This is a genomic window from Bartonella sp. LJL80 (genome assembly GCF_054871565.1).
Map to the genome: position 1 here is coordinate 32,483 of NZ_JBTXLM010000011.1, position 25,217 is coordinate 57,699.

The 25,217-nt window shown below is 50.9% G+C and carries 19 protein-coding genes; 13 read left to right on the forward strand and 6 right to left on the reverse strand.

All coding sequences use genetic code 11. The annotated features are described in order from the left end of the window. Nucleotides 1–54: 54 nt before the first annotated feature. The 4 genes from ACYSNS_RS13510 to ACYSNS_RS13525 are packed head-to-tail and all read left to right on the forward strand — an operon-like array spanning nucleotide 55 to nucleotide 4,120. Nucleotides 55–1,242 carry an acetyl-CoA C-acyltransferase gene (locus tag ACYSNS_RS13510; RefSeq protein ID WP_461723716.1) on the forward strand — a complete coding sequence of 396 codons (1,188 nt, stop codon included), beginning with the start codon at nucleotides 55–57 and terminating at the stop codon, nucleotides 1,240–1,242. A 43-nt stretch (nucleotides 1,243–1,285) separates the two neighbouring features. Further along, on the forward strand, nucleotides 1,286–2,413 hold the full coding sequence (locus tag ACYSNS_RS13515; protein ID WP_461723699.1) for an acyl-CoA dehydrogenase family protein: 1,128 nt from the start codon (nucleotides 1,286–1,288) through the stop codon (nucleotides 2,411–2,413). A gap of 13 nt (nucleotides 2,414–2,426) precedes the next feature. Next, entirely contained in the window at nucleotides 2,427–3,329 is a 903-nt protein-coding gene (gene mmsB, locus ACYSNS_RS13520; RefSeq protein ID WP_461723700.1) for a 3-hydroxyisobutyrate dehydrogenase, read from the forward strand. A gap of 17 nt (nucleotides 3,330–3,346) precedes the next feature. Next, complete coding sequence (locus tag ACYSNS_RS13525; RefSeq protein WP_461723701.1) at nucleotides 3,347–4,120, forward strand: enoyl-CoA hydratase; 774 nt, start codon at nucleotides 3,347–3,349, stop codon at nucleotides 4,118–4,120. Between the two features lie 51 nt (nucleotides 4,121–4,171). Here ACYSNS_RS13525 and ACYSNS_RS13530 read toward each other — a convergent pair whose 3' ends face one another. Genes ACYSNS_RS13530 through ACYSNS_RS13545 form a run of 4 tightly spaced genes read right to left on the reverse strand, consistent with a single transcriptional unit; the run spans nucleotide 4,172 to nucleotide 9,754 of the window. Further along, nucleotides 4,172–5,674, reverse strand: a complete 1,503-nt coding sequence (locus tag ACYSNS_RS13530) for an amino acid permease (RefSeq protein ID WP_461723702.1) — start codon at nucleotides 5,672–5,674, stop codon at nucleotides 4,172–4,174. A gap of 32 nt (nucleotides 5,675–5,706) precedes the next feature. Further along, a complete protein-coding gene (locus ACYSNS_RS13535) occupies nucleotides 5,707–7,107 on the reverse strand; it encodes an FGGY family carbohydrate kinase (protein ID WP_461723703.1) in 1,401 nt (466 codons plus the stop codon). Continuing rightward, nucleotides 7,104–8,345, reverse strand: coding sequence for an FAD-dependent oxidoreductase (locus ACYSNS_RS13540; RefSeq protein ID WP_461723704.1), 1,242 nt, complete (start codon nucleotides 8,343–8,345; stop codon nucleotides 7,104–7,106). Before ACYSNS_RS13540 ends, ACYSNS_RS13535 begins: the two co-directional genes overlap by 4 nt. Continuing rightward, nucleotides 8,342–9,754 (reverse strand): FAD-dependent oxidoreductase, encoded by a 1,413-nt coding sequence (locus ACYSNS_RS13545; RefSeq protein ID WP_461723705.1) that lies wholly within the window; start codon nucleotides 9,752–9,754, stop codon nucleotides 8,342–8,344. The genes ACYSNS_RS13540 and ACYSNS_RS13545 overlap by 4 nt, the downstream gene beginning before the upstream one ends. A 210-nt stretch (nucleotides 9,755–9,964) precedes the next feature. Here ACYSNS_RS13545 and ACYSNS_RS13550 point away from each other — a divergent pair, with 210 nt between their 5' ends. Next, on the forward strand, nucleotides 9,965–10,732 hold the full coding sequence (locus ACYSNS_RS13550) for a DeoR/GlpR family DNA-binding transcription regulator (protein ID WP_461723706.1): 768 nt from the start codon (nucleotides 9,965–9,967) through the stop codon (nucleotides 10,730–10,732). A gap of 270 nt (nucleotides 10,733–11,002) precedes the next feature. Then, on the forward strand, nucleotides 11,003–12,040 hold the full coding sequence (locus ACYSNS_RS13555) for a P1 family peptidase (RefSeq protein ID WP_461723707.1): 1,038 nt from the start codon (nucleotides 11,003–11,005) through the stop codon (nucleotides 12,038–12,040). A gap of 280 nt (nucleotides 12,041–12,320) precedes the next feature. On the opposite strand, the gene ACYSNS_RS13560 is transcribed toward ACYSNS_RS13555, so the two are convergent. After that, nucleotides 12,321–13,361, reverse strand: a complete 1,041-nt coding sequence (locus tag ACYSNS_RS13560; RefSeq protein ID WP_461723708.1) for a zinc-dependent alcohol dehydrogenase family protein — start codon at nucleotides 13,359–13,361, stop codon at nucleotides 12,321–12,323. A 210-nt stretch (nucleotides 13,362–13,571) separates the two neighbouring features. On the opposite strand from ACYSNS_RS13560, the gene ACYSNS_RS13565 reads away from it, so the two are divergent. The 7 genes from ACYSNS_RS13565 to ACYSNS_RS13595 all read left to right on the forward strand — a co-directional run bounded on the left by ACYSNS_RS13565 (nucleotide 13,572) and on the right by ACYSNS_RS13595 (nucleotide 22,488). Then, entirely contained in the window at nucleotides 13,572–14,450 is an 879-nt protein-coding gene (locus tag ACYSNS_RS13565) for a MurR/RpiR family transcriptional regulator (RefSeq protein WP_461723709.1), read from the forward strand. 21 nt (nucleotides 14,451–14,471) lie between these two features. Beyond that, a complete protein-coding gene (locus tag ACYSNS_RS13570; RefSeq protein WP_461723710.1) occupies nucleotides 14,472–16,304 on the forward strand; it encodes an ABC transporter ATP-binding protein in 1,833 nt (610 codons plus the stop codon). A gap of 19 nt (nucleotides 16,305–16,323) precedes the next feature. Continuing rightward, nucleotides 16,324–17,853, forward strand: coding sequence for a glutathione ABC transporter substrate-binding protein (locus tag ACYSNS_RS13575; protein WP_461723711.1), 1,530 nt, complete (start codon nucleotides 16,324–16,326; stop codon nucleotides 17,851–17,853). A gap of 58 nt (nucleotides 17,854–17,911) precedes the next feature. Then, nucleotides 17,912–19,441 carry a glutathione ABC transporter substrate-binding protein gene (locus ACYSNS_RS13580; RefSeq protein WP_461723712.1) on the forward strand — a complete coding sequence of 510 codons (1,530 nt, stop codon included), beginning with the start codon at nucleotides 17,912–17,914 and terminating at the stop codon, nucleotides 19,439–19,441. Between the two features lie 161 nt (nucleotides 19,442–19,602). Beyond that, nucleotides 19,603–20,523 (forward strand): glutathione ABC transporter permease GsiC, encoded by a 921-nt coding sequence (gsiC, locus tag ACYSNS_RS13585; protein ID WP_461723713.1) that lies wholly within the window; start codon nucleotides 19,603–19,605, stop codon nucleotides 20,521–20,523. After that, nucleotides 20,520–21,404 carry an ABC transporter permease subunit gene (locus tag ACYSNS_RS13590; RefSeq protein WP_461723714.1) on the forward strand — a complete coding sequence of 295 codons (885 nt, stop codon included), beginning with the start codon at nucleotides 20,520–20,522 and terminating at the stop codon, nucleotides 21,402–21,404. Before gsiC ends, ACYSNS_RS13590 begins: the two co-directional genes overlap by 4 nt. A gap of 148 nt (nucleotides 21,405–21,552) precedes the next feature. Then, nucleotides 21,553–22,488: an isoaspartyl peptidase/L-asparaginase family protein gene (locus ACYSNS_RS13595; protein ID WP_461723715.1), complete on the forward strand. Its 936-nt coding sequence runs from the start codon at nucleotides 21,553–21,555 to the stop codon at nucleotides 22,486–22,488. A 1,222-nt stretch (nucleotides 22,489–23,710) separates the two neighbouring features. Here the strand turns inward: ACYSNS_RS13595 and ACYSNS_RS13600 are convergent. After that, nucleotides 23,711–24,529 (reverse strand): M55 family metallopeptidase, encoded by an 819-nt coding sequence (locus ACYSNS_RS13600; RefSeq protein WP_461722863.1) that lies wholly within the window; start codon nucleotides 24,527–24,529, stop codon nucleotides 23,711–23,713. Nucleotides 24,530–25,217 lie beyond the last annotated feature (688 nt).

Below are 25,217 nucleotides of genomic sequence, written 5' to 3' on the forward strand. Positions count from 1 at the left end.
TTATCAGGAACCCCCGCTTTGAACGAGACAAGACGTGTGGCAAGGAAATATATGATGACCAGTAAAGACCCTGTTGTGATTGTCGGTTCAGCCCGCACACCCATGGGGGCATTCCAAGGTGCCTTTAGAGATATGGCTGCCAGCAAACTGGGTGGCGTTGCCATAGCGGCAGCGTTAGAGCGCGCCGAGGTAAAAGCGTCAGAGATTGATGAAAACATTTTCGGCTGTGTCCTGTCTGCCGGTCAGGGGCAGGCACCAGCACGTCAGGCCGGCTTTGCAGGTGGACTGCCAATGTCGTGCGGTGCAACCACGGTCAATAAGATGTGTGGTTCTGGCATGAAAGCCGCAATGCTTGCCCATGATATGCTGGTAGCGGGCAGCAATACGTTCATGGTGGCGGGCGGCATGGAAAATATGAGTAAAGCCCCCTACCTTCTTGACAAAGCCCGTGGCGGTTATCGCATGGGCCATGGTCGGTTGATTGACCATATGTTTCTTGACGGGTTGGAGGATGCCTATGACCATGGGCGGCTCATGGGCACTTATGCAGAAGATTGCGCAGAACAATTTGCATTCACCCGGCAGGCGCAGGATGTTTACGCCATTGCTTCGCTGGAGCGGGCCGATGCTGCCATAAAAGCAGGCCGGTTTGCCAATGAAATAGCACCGGTTGATGTCAAAATCCGTAATGAAACCCAAACGGTCACCACGGACGAACAGCCCCCTAAAGCGCAGCCCAACAAGATACCGCTGTTGAAGCCGGCATTCCGTGACAATGGCACGGTCACGGCGGCCAATTCCTCTTCGATTTCCGATGGTGCAGCAGCATTGGTGATGACACGATTATCGGTGGCAGAAAAACGCGGCATGCAACCGCTTGCCCGCATTTGTGCAACCACCACCTTTGCCGATGGGCCGGCATTGTTTCCAACGGCACCGATTGGCGCGCTGAAACAGCTGTCGCAATTGTCGGGGTGGCCGCTTGAAAGCGTTGACCTTTTTGAAATTAACGAGGCCTTCGCCGTTGTCGTTATGGCTGCAATGAAAGTGCTCGATCTGCCACATGATAAAGTCAATGTTCATGGTGGGGCTTGTGCACTGGGACACCCGATTGGCGCTTCGGGCGCGCGGATTATCGTATCCCTGCTTTCCGCCATGCAGCAATACCAGCTGAAAAGAGGCATGGCAGTGTTATGCATCGGTGGGGGCGAAGCGACTGCCATGGCGTTTGAACGTATGTAGATTGACGTTTGGATTGGGTTGAGAAAAGCCAAGGGAGGGCGATATGATCCTAGACGAAACAAGTTTGGCAATTCGCGATGTTGCGAGGCAATTTGCACGCGAACAGTTGTTGCCGGGCGCAGCCGAGCGCGACCGAAGCCACCAGTTTCCGCGCGCACAGCTACAAAAATTGGGTGAACTGGGTTTCCTTGGCATGTTGGTTCCTGAAATCTATGGCGGTTCGCAAATGGGTGTTTTGCCTTATGCTTTGGCGCTGGAGGAGATCGCCGCAGGGGATGGTGCTTGTTCAACCATTATGAGCGTTCATTCTTCTGTCGGCTGTGTGCCCATTGTCCGTTACGGCACGCCAGAGCAGAAAGCGGCTTTCCTTCCCAAATTGGCCAGCGGCGAATGGATTGGCGGCTTTGCACTGACGGAGCCACAGGCAGGATCGGATGCATCGGCACTGCAATGCCGCGCCGAGAAGCAAGGCAATGACTATGTAATCAACGGTGCCAAACAATTCATCACATCGGGGAAAAATGGCCAGATAATCATCGTCTTTGCGGTGACCGATCGCAATGCGGGCAAAAAAGGCATTTCCGCCTTTATCGTGCCGACAGAAACGCCGGGCTATGAAGTTGTGAGGGTTGAAGACAAATTGGGCCTGCATGCGTCGGACACCTGTCAATTGGCTTTTTCCAATATGCGTATTCCGGCAGAAAACCTGCTGGGGCAGGAGGGTGAAGGCTACCGGATCGCTCTATCTAATCTTGAAGGCGGGCGTATCGGCATTGCCGCGCAAGCTGTCGGTATGGCGCGCGCTGCTTATGAAGCAGCCCTTGCCTATGCGCAGGACAGGCAGGCTTTCGGTGAAGCGATCATAAAAAATCAGGCGGTTCATTTTATGCTGGCCGATATGAAAACACAAATCGAAGCGGCACGGCTTTTGGTGCTACACGCTGCTGAATTGCGTGATGCGGGTTTGCCTTGCCTGACACAGGCTTCGATGGCGAAATTGTTCGCCTCCGAGATGGCCGAGAAGGTGTGTTCCCACGCTATCCAAATCCATGGCGGCTATGGATACCTTAAAGATTTTCCGGTTGAGCGTATTTACCGCGATGTGCGCATAACGCAGATTTATGAAGGCACAAGCGAGATTCAGCGGCTGGTTATCGCACGCGATCTATAGGGAGGATAGGATTATGGCTGAAACAATCGCATTTATCGGTTTGGGGCATATGGGCGGGCCAATGGCTGCCAATCTGGCTAAAGCGGGCTATCATGTCAAGGGCATGGATCTCTCGCAGCAGTCCTGCTGCGACGCACAAAAAAATGGCGTGGAAATAGCGCCATCCAACCGGGATGCCGTGAGCGGGGCATCATGTGTCATAACCATGTTGCCGGCTGGCCAACACGTATTGGCTGTCTGGCAGGAAATTCTGCCGGTGATAACGCCTGATACGTTACTGATCGATTGCTCGACAATCGATGTTGATACATCGCTCCATGTGCATCAATGCGCACAAAAACAAGGTTGTTTGAGCCTTGATGCCCCGGTTTCCGGCGGTACAATCGGTGCAATCAATGCGTCGCTAACCTTTATGGTGGGCGGTGAAGAACAGGCCTTTCAAAAAGGCCAAGCGCTTTTGGCAGCAATGGGAAAACGCATTGTCCATTGCGGTGGTGACGGTGCGGGGCAGGCCGCAAAAATCTGTAATAATATGATTCTGGGTATCAGTATGGCAGGTGTCTGCGAGGCGTTTGCCTTGGGTGAAAAGCTCGGTCTTTCGCATCAGGCGCTTTACGATGTTGCCTCGACGTCATCGGGTCAATGCTGGTCGCTCACCACAAATTGTCCCGTGCCGGGGCCGGTTCCATCATCACCTGCCAATAAAGACTATCAGCCGGGATTTGCCACGTCGCTCATGCTCAAAGACTTGCGGCTTGCACAACAGGCGGCGCTTGCCACGGGAGCGGCAACCCCGATGGGGGCTGAAGCGGCACAGCTCTTCAACCTGTTTGAAAAACTTGGTTTTGGCCATGAAGATTTTTCTGCCATTATAAAATTTTTCCGCAATGGTATGCGTGACGGGGTAGCCGGATAGGCTGAAAGGAAAATCGAATGCGTTATGAGACAATTCTCGTTGAAACCCGCGGCAAAATCGGGCTTATCCAGTTAAACCGGCCGCAAGCGCTTAATGCGATCAACCGGCAGCTGACACAGGAACTTATTGCAGCTGCATACGAATTTGATCGCAATATCGACATTGGCTGCATTGTTGTCACCGGTTCGCAAAAAGCGTTTGCTGCCGGTGCTGATATCAAGGAAATGCAGAACCAGAGCTTCATCGAGATGTATATGAGCGATTGGTTTGCTGAATGGCAACGTTTTAGCGCCATCCGTACGCCGACGGTGGCTGCCGTATCGGGTTATGCTTTGGGCGGTGGTTGTGAGCTTGCGATGATGTGTGATTTCATTTTGGCCGACGAAACCGCAAAATTCGGTCAACCGGAGATCAAGCTCGGCGTTATTCCCGGTATGGGGGGATCACAGCGTTTAACCAGACTTGTCGGCCGCGCGAAAGCCATGGAAATGTGCCTGACGGGCCGTTTGATGGATGCTGCCGAAGCAGAACGGTCGGGTCTGGTTTCGCGGATTATTCCAGCTGAAACGCTCTTGGATGAAGCAATGAAAACAGCAGCCATTATCGCCGATATGTCACTTCCGGTGTCCATGATGGTCAAGGAGGCCATTTTGCATGCCGACGAGTTGACAATGCAGGAAGGGCTGAGGTTTGAGCGCCGACTGTTCCATTCGGCTTTTGCCCTTCACGATCAGAAAGAAGGCATGGCAGCCTTTGTCGAAAAGCGCAAAGCCGATTTTAAAAATAGTTGACGGCAACCTTCACGATGAAAAATTCATAAAGGTTGCCTAATTTTTTTACGCTTAATGCGTGTCGATCGTATCGCCCTTGTCTTCGTCAAGGATGGCATCAATGGCGATCATTTCAGGCATTTTCAGGCCTTTGGCACCGCGTGTCATCAACAGATAGGCAAGATAGATCATTCCGATGACAAACATGATACCGACATAGGCCCAAGGTTTGGCAAAGGAGGCATCACGGAAGATTGCCAGTTCGAATACCAGCCAGATGATGGCCAGAACCAGAACCGGTGTTTCCCATTTACCCAAGGTGAAACCTTGGCTTTCCGGCATCGACTTGCGCTTTAAAGCGTACATGCCGACCGAGATGGCGTAAATGATTGCAGGGAGCAATGTGGCAGCCGAAAACAAGGCAAACAGAGCATCAGTCTGTTGTGAGAAGATGGCCAGAATGATCTGTCCCAGCAAGGCGACAAAGATTGTGGCATTGAGCGGCGTATGCAGCACAGGATTGATCTTGTGAAAGATCTGCCAACCGGGAAAACGCTCGTCGCGGGACATTGCCCATACAAGACGCGTACCGCTGAGCAAGATGACCAAGCCACATGAGAAGATTGAAATAACGACCAGCACCAGCAAGCCTTTTCCAAGTACCGGCCCGAGAACCCGCGAAATAACGTCGGCGATCGGTGTATCAGAACCGGCTAGGGCTGCCGGGTTGCCAAGCAGAGCTGTGACGGCAATCAGAAACAGCATGCCGATAATGCCGAGGCTGAGAACAGCCTGCCACATGGCTTTCGGTACAACGCGTGCAGGTTCACGGGTTTCTTCAGCAAGATTTGCTGCGGATTCAAAGCCGACAATAGTGAAAGCACCAAGCAATGTTGCCATCATCCATGGGCCGACCTGCGTCAAGCCGCCAAAAGAGAAATAGCCTTCTTCGGCAAGCGCGCCCTTATTGAACAGCATGGAAAAGTCCAGCTCGTTCTTGCCATAACCGACGGCAAACAAGAGGATGATGAGGCCGATCATACCCACCAGCTGGATTGTTACGGCAACGGCGTTGAAGCGCTGTGTGAAGCGGGTCGAGAACGCAATCATAATCGCTTGCAGAATAATGACCACTGCGGTGATTGCCCAAGCATTGACCGGCGTACCGGTATAGCTGAAGAGAACGGGAAGAATGGCAGATGCAATCGTATAGTCTACCGCACATAAAACAATGGCGAGAAACATAAAGCTGATCCAGCCCGCAACCCAGCCGAAAACAGGATTGGTAATACGCGAAGCCCATTGATAAACATAGCCGGTAACCGGAATTCGGGCCGCCAGCGACCCCAGAATAAAGGCAACCATCAATTGGCCGATAACAACCACCGGCCATGTCCAGATACCGGCAGGCCCCGCACTTGCCAGCATCGAGGCATAAGCGGTGAAGATACCTGTGGCGATAGATACAAAGCCAAAGGCTACTGCAAAGGATTGAAACGGCGTAATGTCGCGTTTGAGGTGATCATGCTCGCTTGCATGATGGGAGGCTGCGCTCTCGGTCTTCTTTTCCTGCATGTCTTGTTCCCTTATCCATTTCAACGGTGTTATTATTTCGTGCTGTGCCAATGGCCAGCGCGTTCAATGGCAGAATTGAACAGCGCATGGTCTGCCATGCTGACCGACCCGTCCGGTCGATAAATGGCCGGTTCTTCGCGAATATCGGAAATCGTGACGCCGCAGAGGTCTGCCAGGCCGAAGGCTGTTAATTCATGCATGGGGGGCACGACGATTGTCCTGTTGCTTGCCGAGGCGAGAAACTGTGCAAAGTAGACATTTTGCGACAGGCCGCCATCGATTGATATTGTGTCGCTTAATGGCACAACTTTAGATGTATCTTCAACTAGTTTTGTCGTTAAAAGTGCAATTCCTTCCAAAATGGCACGTATCATGTCGCGTTTATCGCTGGCATGATCCATGCCGATGAACAACGCACCGGCCTGACGATCCCAAAAAGGAGCGGCAAGGCCGGACAATGCGGGAACAAAGCCAAGCCCGCGCGAGATTGCGGAAGGGCCGGTAAAGCCGTCAAGCTCGCTTGTGTCGCTGAACAAGCCAAGTTTCTGCGCCCATTCGATTGCCGCTCCAGCATCGTAGACACCGCCTTCAACGGCAAACAGAGCTTCTTCGCCACGTTTGCGCCATGCCACTGTGGGCAGGAGTTTTCCTGTTTGCGGCCGTTCATGGCCGGTGAGTGCGAGAAGGAATGCACCGGTGCCGAAGGTTATTTTGCAATCTCCCGGCTTGCGACAATTATGGCCGTAGAGTGCGGCCTGCTGGTCAACAATAGAAACAGCCAAAGGGGTGCATTTGATTGTTCCAAAACCTGCATCGACAGAACATATGGCAGGCAGACATTCCATCGGAACACCATGGAACCGGCATAATTCATCGCTCCATGTAAGGGTTTTCAGATCCAGCAAGCCGGTGCGTGAAGCGGTGGCGCAATCGGTTGCGAAATTGTTGCAAAGCCTGTCGAGGAAAAAGGCATCGGTGGTGCCGAGCCTTAAGCGGCCGGCTTTGTAGGCAGCGGCAACGCGATCGTTATTCAGCATGAGCCATGCCAGTTTGCTGGCCGAAAAATAAGGATCAAGCGGCAGGCCGCAAATACGCAGCGATTCATCAATCGCATCTTGTCCGTGACGCGCCAGAGAGGACGATGTTCGCGAGTCCTGCCAGACAATGACCGGGCTTAAAGGCTCTTTGGTCTGGCTATCCCATGCAAGGCAGCTTTCGCCCTGATTGGCCAATGCAATGGCATCGACCTTGCCGGCTTTTTCCAAAACGCTGCATATGTTGGCTAGAAGCTCTTCAGCATCATGTTCCACAAAGCCCGGCTGCGGCAGATACTGTTTGTGGCGGATAGCACCGGCAACGTGCCAATCTCCGCCATCATCCACCACCAGACAGCGGGTGGAAGTCGTTCCTTGATCTATTGATGCTATCCTCACTTTTCGTCCTCCTCGAAAATCAATTGAATGCGCGAAGCCTTGAGGGCATCGGGCACGATTGGCAACAAGATTCTGCGCTCCGGCAGCCATTGGCCGCTTTTATTCCACATGGATTTTCCATCGACAAGCAGCGAAAGCCTGCCTTTTATGCGGCGGGTAAAGCGCAATTGGAATGCATTGTCCGCTTGCATAGCAACATTGCGGCGTAAAACCGAAGGCACGACCAGTTTGATCGGGTCGCTGAATTCAACTTTGACAAGGTCTGCATTTTTTGGCGCATATTTCAGGTCTGCGGCAACATTTGCCCCGATCTGTCGGCCTTCCCGAAAGGCCCAGCCGCCAGTTTCCACACCGCGCAGGACATTGCCCGCTGCAAAATAAAGCGGGTTGAGACAGCGCCCATCCTGATCGGTTACGGGCCCTTGGCTGCCTTGCGCAATCCCCATGGGCGAGCGCAAAAACAAGGATGATTCCGGTCGGAATTCGCCAGTGAATAAAACGCCGTCACAATCGAATTGTTTTTTCTCGCCGGCAATATCGACCGTCACCGTTTCCACGCGCGGCTTGCCTTTGATGTCGATAATTTCTGCCTGATGATAAAGTGGCACACCAACGAGCCTTGGAAATGCTCCGCAGGCCGCCCATGCTGTCGTAGAGGCCGACCGCTCCAACATTGCTACCGGGCGCGCACCATGGCTGATACAGGTAAGGACAGCCGAGAAGGAAACAAGTTCTGTTCCCACAATCAGCGGCTTTTTAAACGGCATTTCATGGTAGAAAGCCACATAGGATTGCAAAGCGCCGGTGTTAAGGATGCCGATTGGCCGGTCACCGGTCACCATGCGCGCCGAACGCGGGGTTTCGCGGTTTCCCGTCGCCACGATAATGCGTTTTGCCGCAAAATCCTCTAATCCCTTATGGGAGCTTACCTTCAGGGTTGCGTCATCGCCCAGCGAAACAACGGAATGACCAAACCGCACATCGATGCCACTTTTGTCAACTTCCTGCTGAAGCTTTTTGCCATATTGCGCGCCGAAATAGACGCGTTTAAACTCGTGCATTCCAAAGGGTGAATGGCTGCAATGGCGTGTCGCGCCACCAAGTTCTTTTTCACGTTCCAGCAGGATAACATGTTCAATGCCGCGTTTGCGCAACTCCAAAGCTGCCGCTACTCCTGCCGGGCCGCCGCCGATGATGATAACATCGCCAACAACTGTTTTTTGTGCTGTTTCACTCATGATTTGCCCCCGGTAGAAACGGTCAAGGATGCGGCAAAGCGGTCGCCGATAATGTCGGCCACTTGCGCATTGCAATAAAAACTCTGGCAACGCCCCATGCAGGCGCGGGTGCGACGCTTCAAGCCGCCAAAGTCGCCCGGTGGTACCGGTGTGTTGAAGGTGGCTTCTATTTCACGTTTGGTCACCATTTCACAATGGCAGACAATTTCACCGTGGTTGTCACGTTGCCAATCCCGTTCATAAACTTCTGTCAGGTTCGGCATTTTCAATGTCGGCGCATCGACGGGTTTTTGTTCAAAGCCGCCAAAGCCTGTCAGCAATTTCAATGCGTGCTGCGCCAAACCCAGTGATGCGCTTAATCCTGTCGAGCGGATTCCGCCCAAGGTAATGCAAGGCTTTTCGGGGCGCGCAAAAACACGATAGGCCTTGTCATCGCTGCCAGGCCGCAAGCCGGCATAAACCGCGGTTATGTCGATATTGGCAAGCTGCGGTACAATCTCGGCACCCTTATGCTTGAGCATCTCCAATGTGTCATGCACCACAGTTGCGCGGTTGCGGTCGTCCTGTTCTTCCGCTGTCGGCCCGACAAGCACATTGCCGAAAGCAGTGGGACAAACCACAATACCTTTGGTAATTTCCGTTGGTACCGGCAAAATAACGCTGGTTACAAATTGTGCCGCAGCTTTGTCGAGAACGATGAACTGGCCCTTGCGCGGCTTGATCGTAAATTCGCGGGCAAACCCCAGTCGTTCATCGACAATATCGCCGTAAAGGCCGGCGGCGTTGATTACCGCACGCGCATAATAGGTGCCTTGGTTGGTTTCCAACTTCCATAGCCCTTGGTCGTATGTGCCATTGAGCAATTCGGTGTTGCGCAGAAATTTAGCACCTGCTTTGACAGCCTGTGTCAGATAAGCCAGCGGCGCTGTCCAAGGGTCAATAATGTTTTCACCGATGACATGCAGTGCGCCGCAAAGTTTTTCTGACAGGTGGGGTTGCAGCGCACGGGCAGATTTTGCGTCCAGCAGTTCAAGCTCATTGACGCCGTTTTCAATGCCTTTTTTATAGATGTCGGGCAATTTATCGGCTTCATGCTGGTTCCACGCGCAAACCAATGCACCGGTTTTGACGATCGAAAGATCCAGGCTTTCCTTGATTTCAAGATATTCCTGCCGACCCGCCTTGACCAATTCCAATTCAAGGCTTCCGGGTGGCGCGTCAAAGCCGGTATGCAGGATCGCACTATTGGCCTTTGAAGCGCCGGAAAGGATATCGGCGCCTTTTTCCATCAAAACCGTGCGCATTCCGGCAAGCGTCATTTTGCGGGCGACAGCGCATCCGACAACCCCGCCGCCTATAATAACAACGTCCACCGCATGGGCGCGCGTTTCAAAGTCATATGCCGACATAATCTGAAAAACCTCCGTACCGAAATTACCATTCGGTCAATTTATGACTGAACGGTATATATTTTTTTTTGTTAAGTAAAGTCTTGTCGGGTTGAAAAATGGGCTTCATGAGTAAAACACATGTAAGAAACGTGGTTGCCATTTGCCATCGGACTTGTCAGCATGTGTGTCTGGGGGTATGGCGAAAGGGTAACATAAAGGAAATTGATCTTGGCACGTAATCACAGACACGAAAAGATCGTTGTGCTCGTTCGGGCAGCTGGTGAAGTCAGTGTTGATGATCTTGCTGAGAAGCTGGGTGTCTCGAAAGAAACGATCCGGCGGGATCTGTCTGATCTTGACCAGCAGGGATTGGTGAAGAAATTCCACGGTGGTGCGCGTGCAGAATTGTCACCCTATCAGTCGGGTATTGAGGGATCTTTTGCCGCCCGTATGGGTGAAAATGTGCAGGAAAAGCGAAAGCTTTGCACTTTGGCCGCCGCTATTTTCAAACCCGGCGATACTTTGTTTATCGATACCGGCAGTACCACCACTGTTTTTGCCGAAGTTCTGGCCGATTTGCCAAAACTGACCATCATCACCAATTCCAATACGATTGCCAAGATCGTCAGTGCCAATCCCCACCACGAGGTGTTTATGTTGGGCGGCTGCTACAATCGAGACAATAATGAGAATGTCGGTATGTTGACGATCGAGCAGATCGGAAAATTCCATGCCCGTTATGCTGTGTTGACTGTCGGCGCTGTCAGCAATGGAACCGTCAGTGATTTTGATTTGCAGGAGGCCGAAATCGCCCGGGCGATGATCACACATTCGGAAAAGACCATAGTTTTGGCCGATCATTCAAAATTCAAAAAACAGGGTACATTTACGGTAGCTGCCTTGAAGGACATTGATTATCTGGTGTGCGACCGCAAGCCTGATGATGCAGTTGAAGGTGTCTACGACGATATGGCGTTGAAGCTTATCCATGCATAATCAGACAACTGCATACGGATGTCGCCAAGATTGCGGATATAGTGCGCATCCCGAACTCTTTTGCCGTTTTACAATCACCGTTTTGTTTTGCATTTTGGAGCGTTTTTCGAAAAGTGTGGAGTGCATCCACGGGGAAAACGCTTCACAGGATCGTTGCCCTATCCCATTACTATCGGATAAAAACGCGGTGTGAACAATGGATGAGAGTGTCAATCTGATCTAATCAGATCGACGCTCTCATACGTGACTATTGAATATGGGATTAAAATCATGCGGCACGCTATGCCTGAAAAATATGTTACGCGTCTCTACAAGACCGGCCCGCTCAATGCCCTAACCGACGTTAAAGGCGTCAAGGTCGGGCATGTGACGTTGATTGAAGGCAAGGATGTTCGTACCGGTGCTACCGCCATCCTGCCGCATGGTGATAATATCTATCAAAACAAAGTGCCAGCAGGTTTCAGCGTCTTCAACGGATATGGGAAATTTGTCGGTTCTACCCAGATTGAAGAGCTTGGTGTGATAGAAACGCCCATCCTGCTGACCAATACTTTGGCAACCGGGCGCGCAATAGAAGCGCTGAACCGTTGGACTATCAACGATGAGGGAAACGCTTTGGTCACGTCGATCAATGCTGTTGTCGGGGAAACCAATGACTCCCGCCTGAACAATATTCGTTGCGCACGTCCAAGCGTTGACGAGATGCGGATTGCTTTGCAGACGGCGAAAACCGGCGCTTTTGCCGAAGGTGGTGTCGGCGCGGGAACGGGCACTGTGGCTTTCGGTCTGAAAGGCGGTATTGGAACAGCATCGCGCCAAGTCGATACCGTTGTCGGGAATTATACAATCGGTGTTTTGGTACAGTCGAATTTCGGTGGGCATCTGCGCATAGCCAACCGGGAAGTGGATCGGTTGACCAGCGTTGCCGATAAAGATGGTTCGATCATCATGATCATTGCAACCGATGCACCTTTATGCGCACGCCAGCTCAAACGGCTTGCAAACCGCGCCATTGGCGGGCTTGCGCGTACTGGTGCCGCGCTGAGCCATGGTTCAGGTGATTATGCGTTGGCCTTTACCACAGCACAGGCCATGCGGGAGGTTCTGGAAAAACAAAATGTCCTGGGCGACAAGCCACATTTCCCCGATGAACAGCTATCGCCCCTGTTTGAAGCTGTCATTGAAGCGACCGAAGAAAGTATTCTACGCTCATTATGGATGGCGGATGCCGTTTCAGGTGTTGATGCCAAGACGATGAAAGCTTCTCATTATGACTCTCTTTATACGCTTATGAATGGAAGCATATAGCGAAAACTGCAAGCCGTATCCGCAGGACTGTTTAGAGCGCTTTTCGACCTGATGCTATCCGGCAGGCGCGTCTCAAGCTTTTGATTTGTCGCGGTATCTTATCCGATTGATGATTCACAGCAATCGGGAACCGCTCTAAAATACCCGATAAAATGACGATTGAATGCGTGTCGTCTGGACTTGATAAAATGCGACACGCATGAGGGCGGTATCGCATCGTACCGTGTCCAACCGATCACAATCACTGTCTGGCATCTACCTTGCCGTTATCCGATGGATTTCAAAAACGGTCAATCACACTCATGCCCAGTGTTTTGGCGGAATCCATGGTGACGAGGGCATCGATGCCCTGTTCCAGAGTAATTTTATCACCGATGAGCTTTTCCGGATGAATCTTTCCCGCTTCAATCATGGCGAACATCGCATCGTAACGCCATGCCTGCATGCCGTGGCTGCCATAGATTTCCAGCTCATGACCGATCACCTGAGCCATGGGGATTTTCGGTGTGGAATGCTCACCCAACATCAAACCCACTTGCACATGACGGCCGCGGCGGCGGAGATTTTTGATCGAATTGAAACAGGTTGTCGGGTTGCCAAGTGCGTCAATCGATACATGTGCGCCACCTTTGGTTATTTCACCTACGGCTTGGCTGATATCTTGCGTTTTGCGACCGTTGATTGTGGCCACGGCACCACACTGGCGGGCAAAATCCAGTTTGTCATCTTCAAGATCTATGGCAATAGGCAATGCACCCATGGCTGCCGCAATCATGATGGCAGAAAGGCCCACGCCGCCACAGCCATGGATTGCCACCCATTCGCCCGGCTTGACACGCGCCTGATCCACAACCGCACGGAAGGAGGTTGCAAACCGACAGCCTAGACTGGCTGCGGTGGTGTACTCAATGGTGTCAGGCAGATGAACGAGGTTGGTTTCCGCATAATCGATAGCAACAAATTCTGCGAATGATCCCCAATGGGTGAAGCCCGGTTGAAATTGGTTGGGGCAAACCTGCTGGTTGCCGGATTGGCATTCGCTGCAATGGCCACAACCCGAAACAAAGGGTACCGTAACACGCTCGCCTTTGCGGAACCGATGAACGTTCCTGCCGGTGGCAACAACGGAGCCGGCAAATTCGTGTCCGGGAACATGGGGGAGTTTGATATCGGGATCATGCCCCATCCAGCCATGCCAATCGCTACGGCAAACGCCGGTGGCTTTTACCGCAATCACAACACCATCGGGTGTGGGTTCGGGATCCGGCACAGTTTTTATCTCCGGTCGCGCACCAAATTGCGTGTAATATATCGCTTTCATAACTCTGCCTCCCCGTTATGCCTGATCAAACCACAGCCATCAAACCTGACACTAGCATGTGCGCTGACCATTGGAACTGTTTTTTACACGCTCGCGGTGCCAGTGTCGTCATTGATAGGCTTTTTTTTGGAAGCGATGTCGTGCGCGATGAAAAAAAACATTTCTTTTTAAAAAAATACTGATATGTTTTTTATCAATAAGGGGAGATAGATGGAAAAATCATCACTGACAACCATCCTGCTTGCGCATCGAAAAAGCTTGACGCGAACCAATTGTCAGATTGCTGATTATATTCTGCAAAACCCGATTTACGCAGCCACAATGGGAATAGAAGAACTGGCCGCAGCGACCCATGTTTCGGTTGCTACTGTCAACCGTTTTGTCCGCAGTCTGGGGTTTGAGGGATATAGTGATTTTCGAAGTTTTGCCGTTGAGGGCTTGCAGCATCTCTTGGCGCCGATAAAAAACCTCGGAAAGTTTGAAACCGGCAACGCTTCGCATATTTCGATAGATGGAACACTTGACGCTGTCATCGGCAATATTGAAGCCAGCAAACGCTTCATAAACAGCGATCTTCTGGAGGAGACAGCAACGCTTATCCGCTCGTCGCGGCGATGCTTTTTTGCCGGTTTCGGCATGAGCGCCTTTTATGCAAATATCTCTGCTCATCTTCTTTTTCCCTTTTGTGCAAGCCAAATCATTCTGGACGGGCAGGGCGGTATGGAGACGATGATCCGTAGAACCCAATATCTGAATGAAAATGATACTTTGCTGGCAATAGCAGTCCCCCGCTATACCCAATTTACGCTTGATCTTGCCGAGAAATTCAAGAAAGCTGGAAGCCGCGTCGTCGCCGTCACAGATGCACCATCGTCGCCTTTGGCAGCTTTGGCAGACATGACTTTCTACGCACCGACAGAGCACCCTGTGCTCCATTCATCAACATGTGGTATTGTCGCAGTCTTTGAAGTGATCGCGTCCTATCTTCTTTCCCAAAAAGCCGGTTTTGTTGATGAAACGGGATATACGCAGAATGTTATGCCTCACCTCTATCGCGGAACAATAACGTCGGGAACGGACGTCATATGATAAAAATAATGGGACATTGATATGGTTGTACCACTTTTACAGGTCTCCGGCCTGAGTGTCGATTTCAAAACCGAAGATGGCGCATTCCGTGCGGTCAATTCGCTTGATTTTACAGTAGGGGCAGGCGAAACGCTAGCAATCGTGGGTGAAAGTGGTTCGGGAAAGTCCGTGACCTCGCTTGCGATCATGCGGTTGATTGAATTTGGTGGTGGCAAAATTGCCGATGGTCAGGTTCTGCTCAACCGCCCGGCCGGTATAACCGATTTGACAAAATTGTCGCTGCCCGAAATGAACAGCATTCGCGGCAAAGATATCGCGATGATTTTTCAGGAACCGATGACATCGCTTAATCCGGTTTTCACCATTGGTGACCAGATTGGTGAAGCCATAAGGCTGCACCAAGGGGGGAGCCGAAGGGAAGTAAGGGCAGAAGCATTGGCGATGCTTGAAAAAGTCCGTATTCCCGATGCCAAGGGTTTGCTGGATCGTCATCCGCATCAACTTTCTGGCGGTATGCGGCAACGGGTGATGATTGCCATGGCTTTGGCGTGTCGCCCACAGCTTTTGATCGCCGATGAACCCACGACCGCGCTTGATGTAACGATACAGGCACAGATTTTGCGCTTGATACGCATGTTGCAGGACGAGATGAATATGGGGGTGGTTTTCATCACCCACGATATGGGTGTCGTGGCGGAGATTGCCGACCGCGTCTTGGTGATGCGCCGTGGCGACAAGATCGAAGAAGGTCAGGCGGTCGATATTTTCAAAAACCCGCAACAGCCTTACACGCAGGCGCTCTTGGCGGCCGTGCCGCAATTGGGGGCATTGTCCGGCGAAAAATTGCCGCGTCCCTTCGAGATAAAAGCCGTCGGAGAGGAAAGCCAGAAAACCGAAGAACAGGACACCGTTGAAGAAGGTGCGCCGGTGCTGGCCGTCGATAAGCTTGTGACCCGCTATGACGTGAAAAAGAATTTCTTTGGTAAGGTAACGGGTCGTGTCCACGCTGCCGAACAGGTCAGTTTCGCGCTCAAGGCCGGAGAGACCCTTGCATTGGTCGGGGAAAGCGGATGCGGAAAATCGACTGTCGGTCGTACCATCATGCAATTGGCGACACCGCTTGGCGGCAAGGTTTGCTTGCATGGGCAGGATATTTTGCAAATGGACCGGCAGGCGCGCCAGAAAATTCGCCAAAAAATCCAATATGTTTTTCAAGACCCCTTTGCATCCCTTGATCCGCGCTTGACCGTAGGATTTTCAATTGCAGAACCACTTATCACCCACAAAGTCGTTCCAGAAAACAAGGTCGATGAACGGGTTCGTGAGCTTTTGCATGATGTCGGTATGCCCGGCAACGTTGCCCGCCGCTATCCTCATGAGTTTTCCGGCGGTCAGCGTCAGCGCCTTTGTATAGCGCGCGCCTTGGCATGTGCGCCTGAATTGTTGATCGCGGATGAAGCGGTGGCGGCGCTGGATGTTTCCATTCAGGCACAAATCGTCAATCTGTTGATGGATTTGCAGCGAAAGCGTGGTCTGTCCTATCTGTTCATAAGCCATGATATGGCCGTTGTTGAACGCATCAGCCATCGTGTCGCGGTCATGTATCTCGGCCAGATTGTCGAGATTGGCGACCGACAATCTGTCTTCAACAATCCGCAACACCCTTATACCAAGCGTTTGTTGTCGGCTGTGCCAATTGCAGACCCTGAAAGACGTTTCAAGGAGCGGCCGTTGATAGAGGGTGAAGTGCCCAGTCCGGTGCGTGTGCCAGGAGATGAGCCCGTCGTGGAACCACTTGTCGCAGTTGGAGCCGACCACTACGTCGCGCGCCACAAGGTCGGCATTTTTAATTAACTTGAAGAGAGGGAAGACCATGCGTTTAAGAAAATTTTTGGCTGCGGGACTGGTCTCAGCGGCGGCTCTGATGCCGCTATGGGCAAATGCGAAGCCTTTGACTGTCGGTGTAGAATTCAACCTGACCAAGCTTGATCCGACCAATATCAACGACACGCTGACAATGACGTCACTGCGCACCATCTATCAGGGGCTTTTGGGCTTTGATAAGGATCTCAAAGTGCAGCCGCTGCTGGCGGAACGGTTCGAGGCATCTGCGGATGCCAAAGAGTTTACCTTTTTTCTGCGCAAGGGCGTCAAATTTCACGATGGAAGCGATTTCAACGCAGCCGCGGTAAAATATAATCTTGAACGCTTGGCCAATCCGGATAACAAACTATCACGCCGCGTGCTTATCTCGATGCTCGATCATGTCGAGGTCATCGATGATTATACAGTTAAAGCGGTCCTGAAAGAGCCTTATGGTGCTTTTGCATCTTCCTTGGCGCATCCCGGTACGATGATGATTTCTCCTGCCGCGATTGAGAAATATGGCAAAGATATTGATCGTCATCCGGTGGGGACAGGCCCCTTTGTGTTTACGCGCTGGAGCGGCGATACGCTGGAAGTCAAACGGAATGATGCCTATTGGGGCGAAAAGCCGGCTGTTGAAGGTATTGTCATCCGCTCCGTTCCTGAAAGCGGTGCACGCTTCGCCATGTTGCAAGCGGGAGAGCTGCAATATGTACCGGATTTTCCTTCAGAGCTTGTTCAGGTAGCGCAGAAAATACCAACACTCGATGTGGTTATTACGCCATCTATCTATGAATATTATACATCGTTGAATAATATGAAGAAACCTTTTGATGACATCCGTGTGCGTCAGGCTTTGAATTATGCCGTCAACAAGGAAGCCTATTGCAAGGTTGTATTGAATGGTTTCTGCGAGGTGGCAACATCGCCCATTCCACCTTTACTGAAATTCTACACCAATGTCGGGCAATATGAATATAATCCTGAAAAAGCCAAACAGCTTTTGACCGAAGCCGGATATCCAAACGGCTTTGAAACGGAGATATTCTCACGCAATAGTACGACTGTCATTCGTGGCATGCAGTTTCTACAGCAGGAATTGGCCAAGGTTAATGTCAAGGTCACGGTAACACCACTAGAGGCAGGTGTCGAAGCTGATCGCGTTTGGGGTGCCAAAACGCCGGAAGAATCAACCGTCCAGATGCTTTATAGCGGTTGGTCAGCCTCCACCGGTGATGGCGATTATGGCCTTCGTCCGCTTTTGGCAAGTGCCAGCTTTCCGCCCAATATGTATAACACCGCCTATTTCAAGAATGATGAAGTTGATCAGGCGCTGTCCGATGGTTTGAAAACAGCCGACGACGCCAAGCGGGCAGAACTCTACGCCAAAGTGCAAAAGATTGTTTTTGAACAGGCGCCTTGGATATTCTTGGGCCAAAAGCAGAACATCTCGGTCAGCAATAAAAAGTTGAGCGGCGTCTATATGCTGCCTGATGGTGGTTTTGTATTGGAACATGCAAAATTTGCAGATGAATAATGGCAGAGCAGCACGATTGCCCTGCCGGAATTGATACAATGAAAAAAGGAGTGGAACGATGACGAAACTGAAGAAATTTCTGACTGCGGGTATTGTGTCGGCGTCAATGCTGGTGCCGGCTTTGTCATGGGCAGAAACACTGACGGTCGGTGTACCGGTCAATTTAACCAAGCTTGACCCGACCAATATCAACGACACTTTGACCATGACGTCTTTGCGTCTGGTTTATCAGGGACTTTTGGGGTTTGACAAAGATCTCAAAGTGCAGCCGCTTCTGGCCGAACGCTTTGAGGCATCGGCGGACGCAAAAGAATTTACCTTCTATCTGCGCAAGGGCGTCAAATTCCACGATGGTACGGATTTTAATGCGGAAGCCGTAAAAATCAATCTGGAACGTCTTGCCAATCCCGATAACAAACTATCGCGACGTGTATTGGTATCAATGCTTGATCACGTTGAGATTGTCGATGATTATACGGTGAAGGCCGTTTTGAAAGAACCCTATGGCGCTTTTGCATCTTCGCTTGCCCATCCCGGCACCATGATGATCTCGCCTGCCGCGCTGGAAAAATACGGCAAGGACATTGATCGTCATCCTGTTGGTACCGGAGCTTTTGTTTTCAAAAGCTGGAGTGGTGATACACTGGAAGTGACGCGTAATGACGATTATTGGAAGGGAAGGCCTGCTGTCGACGGAGTCGTTATCCGCTCGGTTCCGGAAAGCGCCGCGCGTTTTGCCATGTTGCAGGCCAATGAAATCCAGTATGTACCCGATTTTCCGTCTGAACTCGTGGCAATTGCACAAAAAATGCCGACCTTGGATGTCGTGACCGAGCCATCCATCATCGAATATTATATTGCCATGAATAATATGAAAAAGCCGTTTGACGATGTGCGTGTCCGCCAGGCGTTGAACTATGCGGTAAACAAGGAAGCATTCTGTAAAGTGGTTTTGAACGGCTTTTGCCAGCCGGCCACATCGGCCATACCGCCCTTGTTGAAATTCTACACCAATGTCGGGCAATATGAATACAACCCCGAAAAAGCCAAACAACTTTTGAAGGAAGCCGGTTATCCAAACGGTTTCGAAACAGAGATGTTTGGCAAAAACAGCACGATGGTCATTCGCGGTTTGCAATTCATGCAGCAGGAACTTGCCAAGGTCAACGTCAAGGTTTCGGTGACACCGCTTGAGGCAGGGGTTGAGGCCGACCGTGTATGGGGCGCAAAAACGCCGGCAGATTCAACCGTGCAAATGCAATTTGGCGGCTGGTCGGCTTCGACCGGCGATGGCGATTATGGCCTTCGTCCGCTTTTGGCCAGCAGCAGTTTTCCCCCCAATATGTTCAATGTGGCTTACTATAAGAATGATGAGGTCGATCAGGCTTTGTCGGATGGTTTGAAGACTGCCGATGATGCCAAACGTGGTGCACTCTATGCAAAAGTTCAGAAGATTGTTTTTGAACAGGCACCATGGATATTCTTGGGCCAAAAAGACAATCTGTCGGCCAAGCGCAAAACGCTGAGCGGTGTCTACATGCTTCCCGATGGTGGTTTTGTCCTGGAAGACGCGAAGTTTTCTGACTAGAGCAATTCCCGAAAAGTGTGAAACGGTTTTCGGATAAGAATTGCGACAAAATAAAGAGTTAGAGCAGATCGATAGTTCAGCACGAAGAAGATTTGCTCTCATCGCTGTGCAGGCAATGGCGCAGATGCCGCCATTGCCCTTCAATCATTCAGGATTAATCCATGTTTGCTTATATTACCAAACGTCTGATATCCATTCTGCCGGTGATTTTTGTCATATCACTGATTGTGTTCGGTTTCGTTAGGCTGTTGCCGGGGGATCCGGCACGACTGGCAGCAGGCATTGATGCCGACGCCGAAACTGTCGAGGCCATGCGCACGCAACTGGGGCTGGATAAACCGGTGTGGACGCAATATGTGACCTTTGTCACCAATGCGGTGCAGGGGGATTTCGGTGAATCGCTCAAAAGCCGCAAACCGGTATCTTCCGAAATCGGCGAACGCTTCATGCCGACCGTATGGCTCACGCTTTTTGCAATGCTATGGTCCACAATATTGGGACTGTTGATTGGTGTATTTTCCGCTGTCCGACGCGGCCGATGGCAGGATTATACCGGTATGATCGTTGCGGTGTCAGGCATTTCTTTCCCGGTGTTCTGGCTTGGCTTGCTGTTGATCAACCTGTTTTCAGTCAGGCTTGGCTGGTTGCCGACCGGCGGCTATGGCAGCTGGACGCATTTTATCATGCCATCTTTCACATTGGGAGTAGGGGTTGCTGCAGTGATGGCGCGCTTTTCCCGCTCGGCATTTATTGAAATCTCGCGTGAGGACTATGTGCGTACCGCGCGCGCCAAAGGTGTGCCGGAGCGGCTGGTGACATGGAAACATACCTTGCGTAATGCATTGATACCGGTGATCACCATGGTGGGCTTACAATTCGGATTTTTGTTGGGCGGCTCGATCGTGGTTGAAACCGTGTTTTCATGGCCGGGATTAGGCAGACTTCTCATCGACTCGGTATCATACCGTGATTATCCTGTTTTACAGGCGCTTATTCTTTTGTTCTCGCTTGAGTTCATTCTGATCAATCTTCTTGTCGATGTTCTTTATGCTTTCGCAAATCCGGAGATCCGTTATTCATGAGCGACCTTACCTCAAATGAAACGATTGTCGCCGAGGCAACACGCAAGCCGCTTGGAGAATTTCTGCGTCGGTTTATCCGTCAAAAAGCCGCCATTGTAGCGCTTGTTTTTCTTCTCCTGCTTATTGGTTCGGCGGTCTTTGCACCGTTCTTTTTAACACTTGATCCAACCAGTGCCGATTATAATGCGATTTTGCAGGGGCCTTCGTCTCTACATTGGGCTGGCACAGACGAATATGGGCGCGATATTTTTACCCGCATCATCTATGGCGGCCGCATATCGCTTGCTGTCGGTTTCTTATCCGTATCGCTTGGCGGGGTGATTGGTGTGGTTCTGGGTATTCTTGCGGGCTATTACGGCGGTTTTCTGGACTCGCTCATCATGCGCATCAGCGATGTGCTTTTTGCGTTTCCCGGTATACTTCTGGCAATCGCTGTCATCGCTATATTGGGGCCGGGCATTGACAATGTCATCTATGCCGTGGCGGTGTTTTCCATTCCCGTATTCGCGCGTTTGGCACGCGGTACAACGCTTTCCATGAAAACGGCAGTCTATGTCGATGCTGCCCGCGCCATCGGTGTGTCCGATCGCTGGATCATGCTGCGCCATTTGCTCCCCGGCACGTTGCCGAATGTCATTGTCTATTTTTCCATGCGTATTGGAACGTCGATTTTAACGGCTGCCAGTCTGTCATTCATCGGTCTTGGTGCTCAACCCCCAAGTTCTGAATGGGGGGCGATGCTTTCAGCAGGACGCAGCTATATGGGTGTTGCAGACCACCTGACGCTTTTTCCCGGCATTGCTATTTTCGTGACTGTTCTGGCTTTCAACGTTTTTGGCGACGGTTTGCGCGATGCTTTGGATCCGAAGTTGAAATCTTAAAAATCACCTGATGCGTGTCGCATTGAATTGAATTCAGACAACACGCATTAACCCTCTGTTTTACCACGAAAACCGATCACTGCATTTCGCTATAGGCGATAGCGTATCGTCAATTGAAATGAAAAAGAATTATCTGAAAGGATACCCGATGCCGCAACATGTCACCACAAAACCGGTTATTGCCATTCATGGTGGTGCGGGGACAATCCGTGCCAGCGACATGACCGCTGACATTGAAAAAGATTATCACCACGGACTCGCTCAGGCACTTGAAGCCGGCAAGGCCGTTCTTCTTGCCAACGGGACAGCACTTGATGCGGTTACCGCTTCAGTGATGGCTTTGGAGGATGATCCCCTTTTCAATGCCGGCCGCGGTGCTGTTTATACATCTGATCGCACACAGGAAATGGATGCCGCCATCATGGATGGGCTCGACAGGCGGGCCGGCGCGGTTGCCGGTATCTTTGGCCCCCGCCATCCGGTCTTGGCCGCGCGTGCAGTGATGGAGCAGACAGAGCACGTCATGCTGACCGGTGCGGGTGCAGCTGCCTTTTGCGCCGCTGCAGGTTTGGAAATCAAGCCGGCAGAATGGTTTGCAACACAACGGCGCCTTGATGCACTGGACAAAGAGTTGGAGCGTCGCCGAAATGGCGGTGCTGATGATGATCCTGCACGCCGTCATGGCACTGTGGGTGCCGTCGCATGCGATTGCTTTGGACATGTTGCAGCAGCAACCTCAACGGGTGGCATGACCGCCAAGACACCGGGGCGGGTAGGAGATAGCCCGGTTATTGGTGCGGGAACATGGGCGGACGATGCAAGCTGCGCTGTGTCGGCAACAGGCCATGGCGAGTACTTTATCCGTTATGCCGCGGCGCACGAGATTGATGCGCGTATCCGCTGGGGCGGGCAGGGCTTGAAACAGGCCGCTGAAGCTGTCGTAGTCGAACTGGGACAGATAGGCGGCTCCGGCGGCTTGATCGCGGTCAATGCGAAAGGTGAGGTTTGCCTGCCTTTCAATAGTGAAGGTATGTACCGTGCATGGATGGGGCAGGACGGCGAAATCCATACGGCGATCTATTGAATTACGCTTTTTACGTAAATTTATTGACAAAATGCGTAAAATGCTTTATGGCCTATCCCCGCAGTGACAGGGTGCAACTCCCTGCTGACGTTAAACTGCAAGCGCGGGTATCGAAAGTCCTCCGGTGCTGTCAGAAACAGAGGACGGGTTAGCCGAAAGGCGCTCTGGCTTTGTCCCCCTTTTGATACGGGACTTATGGGTTTTGTCCCATGGCTATGGATGCCCCTGCTTCATGGTGTGTTGTCTCAAAAGAGATGACCCCATGGGGTAGGGGGTATCTATGGCTTTTTTCCCCCGGAAACCGCTATTTCGTGTTGTGACTATCCTTCAAAAAAAAGAAAATAACACGTTGCAAGCAACAGGCTCATACGACTGATGTCTGAGCGCAAACGGATAACAGCACCACCGTTGCAGAACTTGGCACTAGAGCATTTCCAGAAAAAGTTGAATCGGCTTTTTCGTTGGACAATGCGACAAATAAAAAATCTGGAGCAAATCCATGCCCCCAAAAAAAGAAGGTTTACTCTAGTCGAGCGGTTCCCAAAAAGTGGAAACCGGTTTTAGGATAAGAACCGCGTAAAAACAATGGATGAGAGCAGACCCATGACCTCACTCAAGTGACTCTGCTCTAGAGAACGAAATCTATTTTCAAAAGCGAATAGTGTGTTTTACCTTAAGGGAAAAACAGTTCCAATCCTGATAGGATGTAAAAAGGGTTCGTCAGAGCATTGCCAACAGAAGCTGATAGACTTTTAGGTGAGGAAAAAGACGAAAAAACACAGAATTAGAGTGAAACCATGACCCGATGAAAAACGGCGTCAAACTTTTCGGGAATTGTCCTAGGGTCAGGACCTATTTATTTGAACGAAATGGTATGAGAAAATTTTGTTGAGAACGAGGAGAAGAGCCGCAGGAAATATGAATATTTTCAAGGGGCTTCGACAAAATTATCAGCAAAATTGACCATATTCCGAAGGGACACAAAAACAGCTTCAATCTGCATGATAGAAAAGCTCATACCTAAGCATACAACTTGGCTTTCGCTTTCCTTCGCGCATCTTTTTGCTGTTATTGTGCCATATCAGTCAAATTAATAGGTCCTGACCCTAGCCTTTCAGCCATGTTTGCTGTCGTAAAGAGGCTCCCGAATATGATTGCAAGCGACAAGTTTTGTCGCTCGCTGTTCATGTTGTAAGGTAAAACGGGAAAGCGTTTTGCTATCCTATAAAACCGAGAATGAAAGTGCGGAAAGTGCAGACATCCAGCCAATTGCATCCCGGACTGTTTCACATTCAAACCCTACAGTGACGGCATCAATGCGTTTGGCAGGCGGCAAATGCATAGCCTGATCTGCCAGTGCAGGTATCGAAACAACAAATTGTGCCAGAAAAGGTGTGGTGAGGACAAAGGGCTTGATCTCGCTACGGCGTTTAACTGCCTGAAAAGCTGCTTTTTGAATGAGCTCTCGCGCTTTTATCGGTGAAAGCGAACGTGCCGCGCGATTACCCAAGGCGTGTTTGACCACAGCAAATTCCGCTTGCGGAAAAAGCGGTAGGTTTTGCTCTTTTGTGCAGTCATCACCGGTAACAAGACCAACGGAAATTCCCAGCTCGCCTGCATAGGCCCCATAGATACCCGGCTCGCCCAGACGGTGATCGCCAAGATAGATGGCGCGGAAAGCTTTCCCGTTGGTGGTATGGGCAAGAACACCGTTCAGGCTTGCCCCGCCATGATGGCCGGTTAGGAAGAGGAGGTCAAACCCCTCATTCAAGCCCGCAGCCATATTTTGTGGTTTGGGTTTACCAAGGATCAATTCGGCTTCAGGGTGCAAAAGTTCGGGCAAAAGATTGACCATGGGGCCATGGGAATCATTGACGACCACCTCGCTTGCACCAGCCTCAAATGCACCGAGAATGGCGGCATTCACCTCTTCAGTCATCAAGCGCCGGGCGCGTTCATATTCGGTATTTCCCGGGGTACATTGCTGGCTTGTAACAACACCGGCGACACCTTCGATATCGGCAGAGATGAAGAGCTTCATGAAATTGTACTTTCTTGTTTTAGAAGCCCATGGCCATGCATGATGGACACAGGCAACAATATGATAAAATAGCTTGAAAACTATGCCAGATTTCGACCGCTTGATGCAACCGTGGAGCGCCATTGAAACGCTCACATTTTCGCGCACGATATCGCATGCTTTGATTAGGAATTCAAAACATAAATTCCAATAAATAATTTTATAAAATAAAATATTAATCATATAATTTTGATTTTATTGCTTATTATAAAATTTGTATTATTTATTTATACTTTAATTTTATTTAATATTGCATATTTATATAGATATTTGTTATATATTATATATTGAAACCGATAATTAATGACATTCAATGTAGATAAGATTTCATTTATTATTAAAATAAATGAAAAAGAAACAAATAATTATAAGAGAATAGTAAATATATCTCTTTTTTAACTTGACTCATATGTCGTTGCGTGACCTTATGGTTAAAAGCAAGCGTAAATGATCGAATCGCTTTTTGGCGGTTTGGTTTTTTATTTTTGAGTTTGAGACAATTGCATTGGGCAGTTGTGTGACTAAATAGCGGGTTACTCTTGTGGTTGGGTTTGGGGGGGGGGGGGGGGGGGGGGGGGGGGGGGGGGGGGGGGGGGGGGGGGGGGGGGGGGGGGGGGGGGGGGGGGGGGGGGGGGGGGGGGGGGGGGGG

What these genes read in the sequence shown, in the direction of transcription:
- ACYSNS_RS13510 (WP_461723716.1), top strand. Translation starts at nt 55, where the DNA reads ATGACCAGTAAAGACCCTGTTGTGATTGTCGGTTCAGCCCGCACACCC.
- ACYSNS_RS13515 (WP_461723699.1), top strand. Translation starts at nt 1,286, where the DNA reads ATGATCCTAGACGAAACAAGTTTGGCAATTCGCGATGTTGCGAGGCAA.
- mmsB (WP_461723700.1), top strand. Translation starts at nt 2,427, where the DNA reads ATGGCTGAAACAATCGCATTTATCGGTTTGGGGCATATGGGCGGGCCA.
- ACYSNS_RS13525 (WP_461723701.1), top strand. Translation starts at nt 3,347, where the DNA reads ATGCGTTATGAGACAATTCTCGTTGAAACCCGCGGCAAAATCGGGCTT.
- ACYSNS_RS13530 (WP_461723702.1), bottom strand. Translation starts at nt 5,674, where the DNA reads ATGCAGGAAAAGAAGACCGAGAGCGCAGCCTCCCATCATGCAAGCGAG.
- ACYSNS_RS13540 (WP_461723704.1), bottom strand. Translation starts at nt 8,345, where the DNA reads ATGAGTGAAACAGCACAAAAAACAGTTGTTGGCGATGTTATCATCATC.
- ACYSNS_RS13545 (WP_461723705.1), bottom strand. Translation starts at nt 9,754, where the DNA reads ATGTCGGCATATGACTTTGAAACGCGCGCCCATGCGGTGGACGTTGTT.
- ACYSNS_RS13555 (WP_461723707.1), top strand. Translation starts at nt 11,003, where the DNA reads ATGCGGCACGCTATGCCTGAAAAATATGTTACGCGTCTCTACAAGACC.
- ACYSNS_RS13560 (WP_461723708.1), bottom strand. Translation starts at nt 13,361, where the DNA reads ATGAAAGCGATATATTACACGCAATTTGGTGCGCGACCGGAGATAAAA.
- ACYSNS_RS13565 (WP_461723709.1), top strand. Translation starts at nt 13,572, where the DNA reads ATGGAAAAATCATCACTGACAACCATCCTGCTTGCGCATCGAAAAAGC.
- ACYSNS_RS13570 (WP_461723710.1), top strand. Translation starts at nt 14,472, where the DNA reads ATGGTTGTACCACTTTTACAGGTCTCCGGCCTGAGTGTCGATTTCAAA.
- ACYSNS_RS13575 (WP_461723711.1), top strand. Translation starts at nt 16,324, where the DNA reads ATGCGTTTAAGAAAATTTTTGGCTGCGGGACTGGTCTCAGCGGCGGCT.
- ACYSNS_RS13580 (WP_461723712.1), top strand. Translation starts at nt 17,912, where the DNA reads ATGACGAAACTGAAGAAATTTCTGACTGCGGGTATTGTGTCGGCGTCA.
- gsiC (WP_461723713.1), top strand. Translation starts at nt 19,603, where the DNA reads ATGTTTGCTTATATTACCAAACGTCTGATATCCATTCTGCCGGTGATT.
- ACYSNS_RS13590 (WP_461723714.1), top strand. Translation starts at nt 20,520, where the DNA reads ATGAGCGACCTTACCTCAAATGAAACGATTGTCGCCGAGGCAACACGC.
- ACYSNS_RS13595 (WP_461723715.1), top strand. Translation starts at nt 21,553, where the DNA reads ATGCCGCAACATGTCACCACAAAACCGGTTATTGCCATTCATGGTGGT.
- ACYSNS_RS13600 (WP_461722863.1), bottom strand. Translation starts at nt 24,529, where the DNA reads ATGAAGCTCTTCATCTCTGCCGATATCGAAGGTGTCGCCGGTGTTGTT.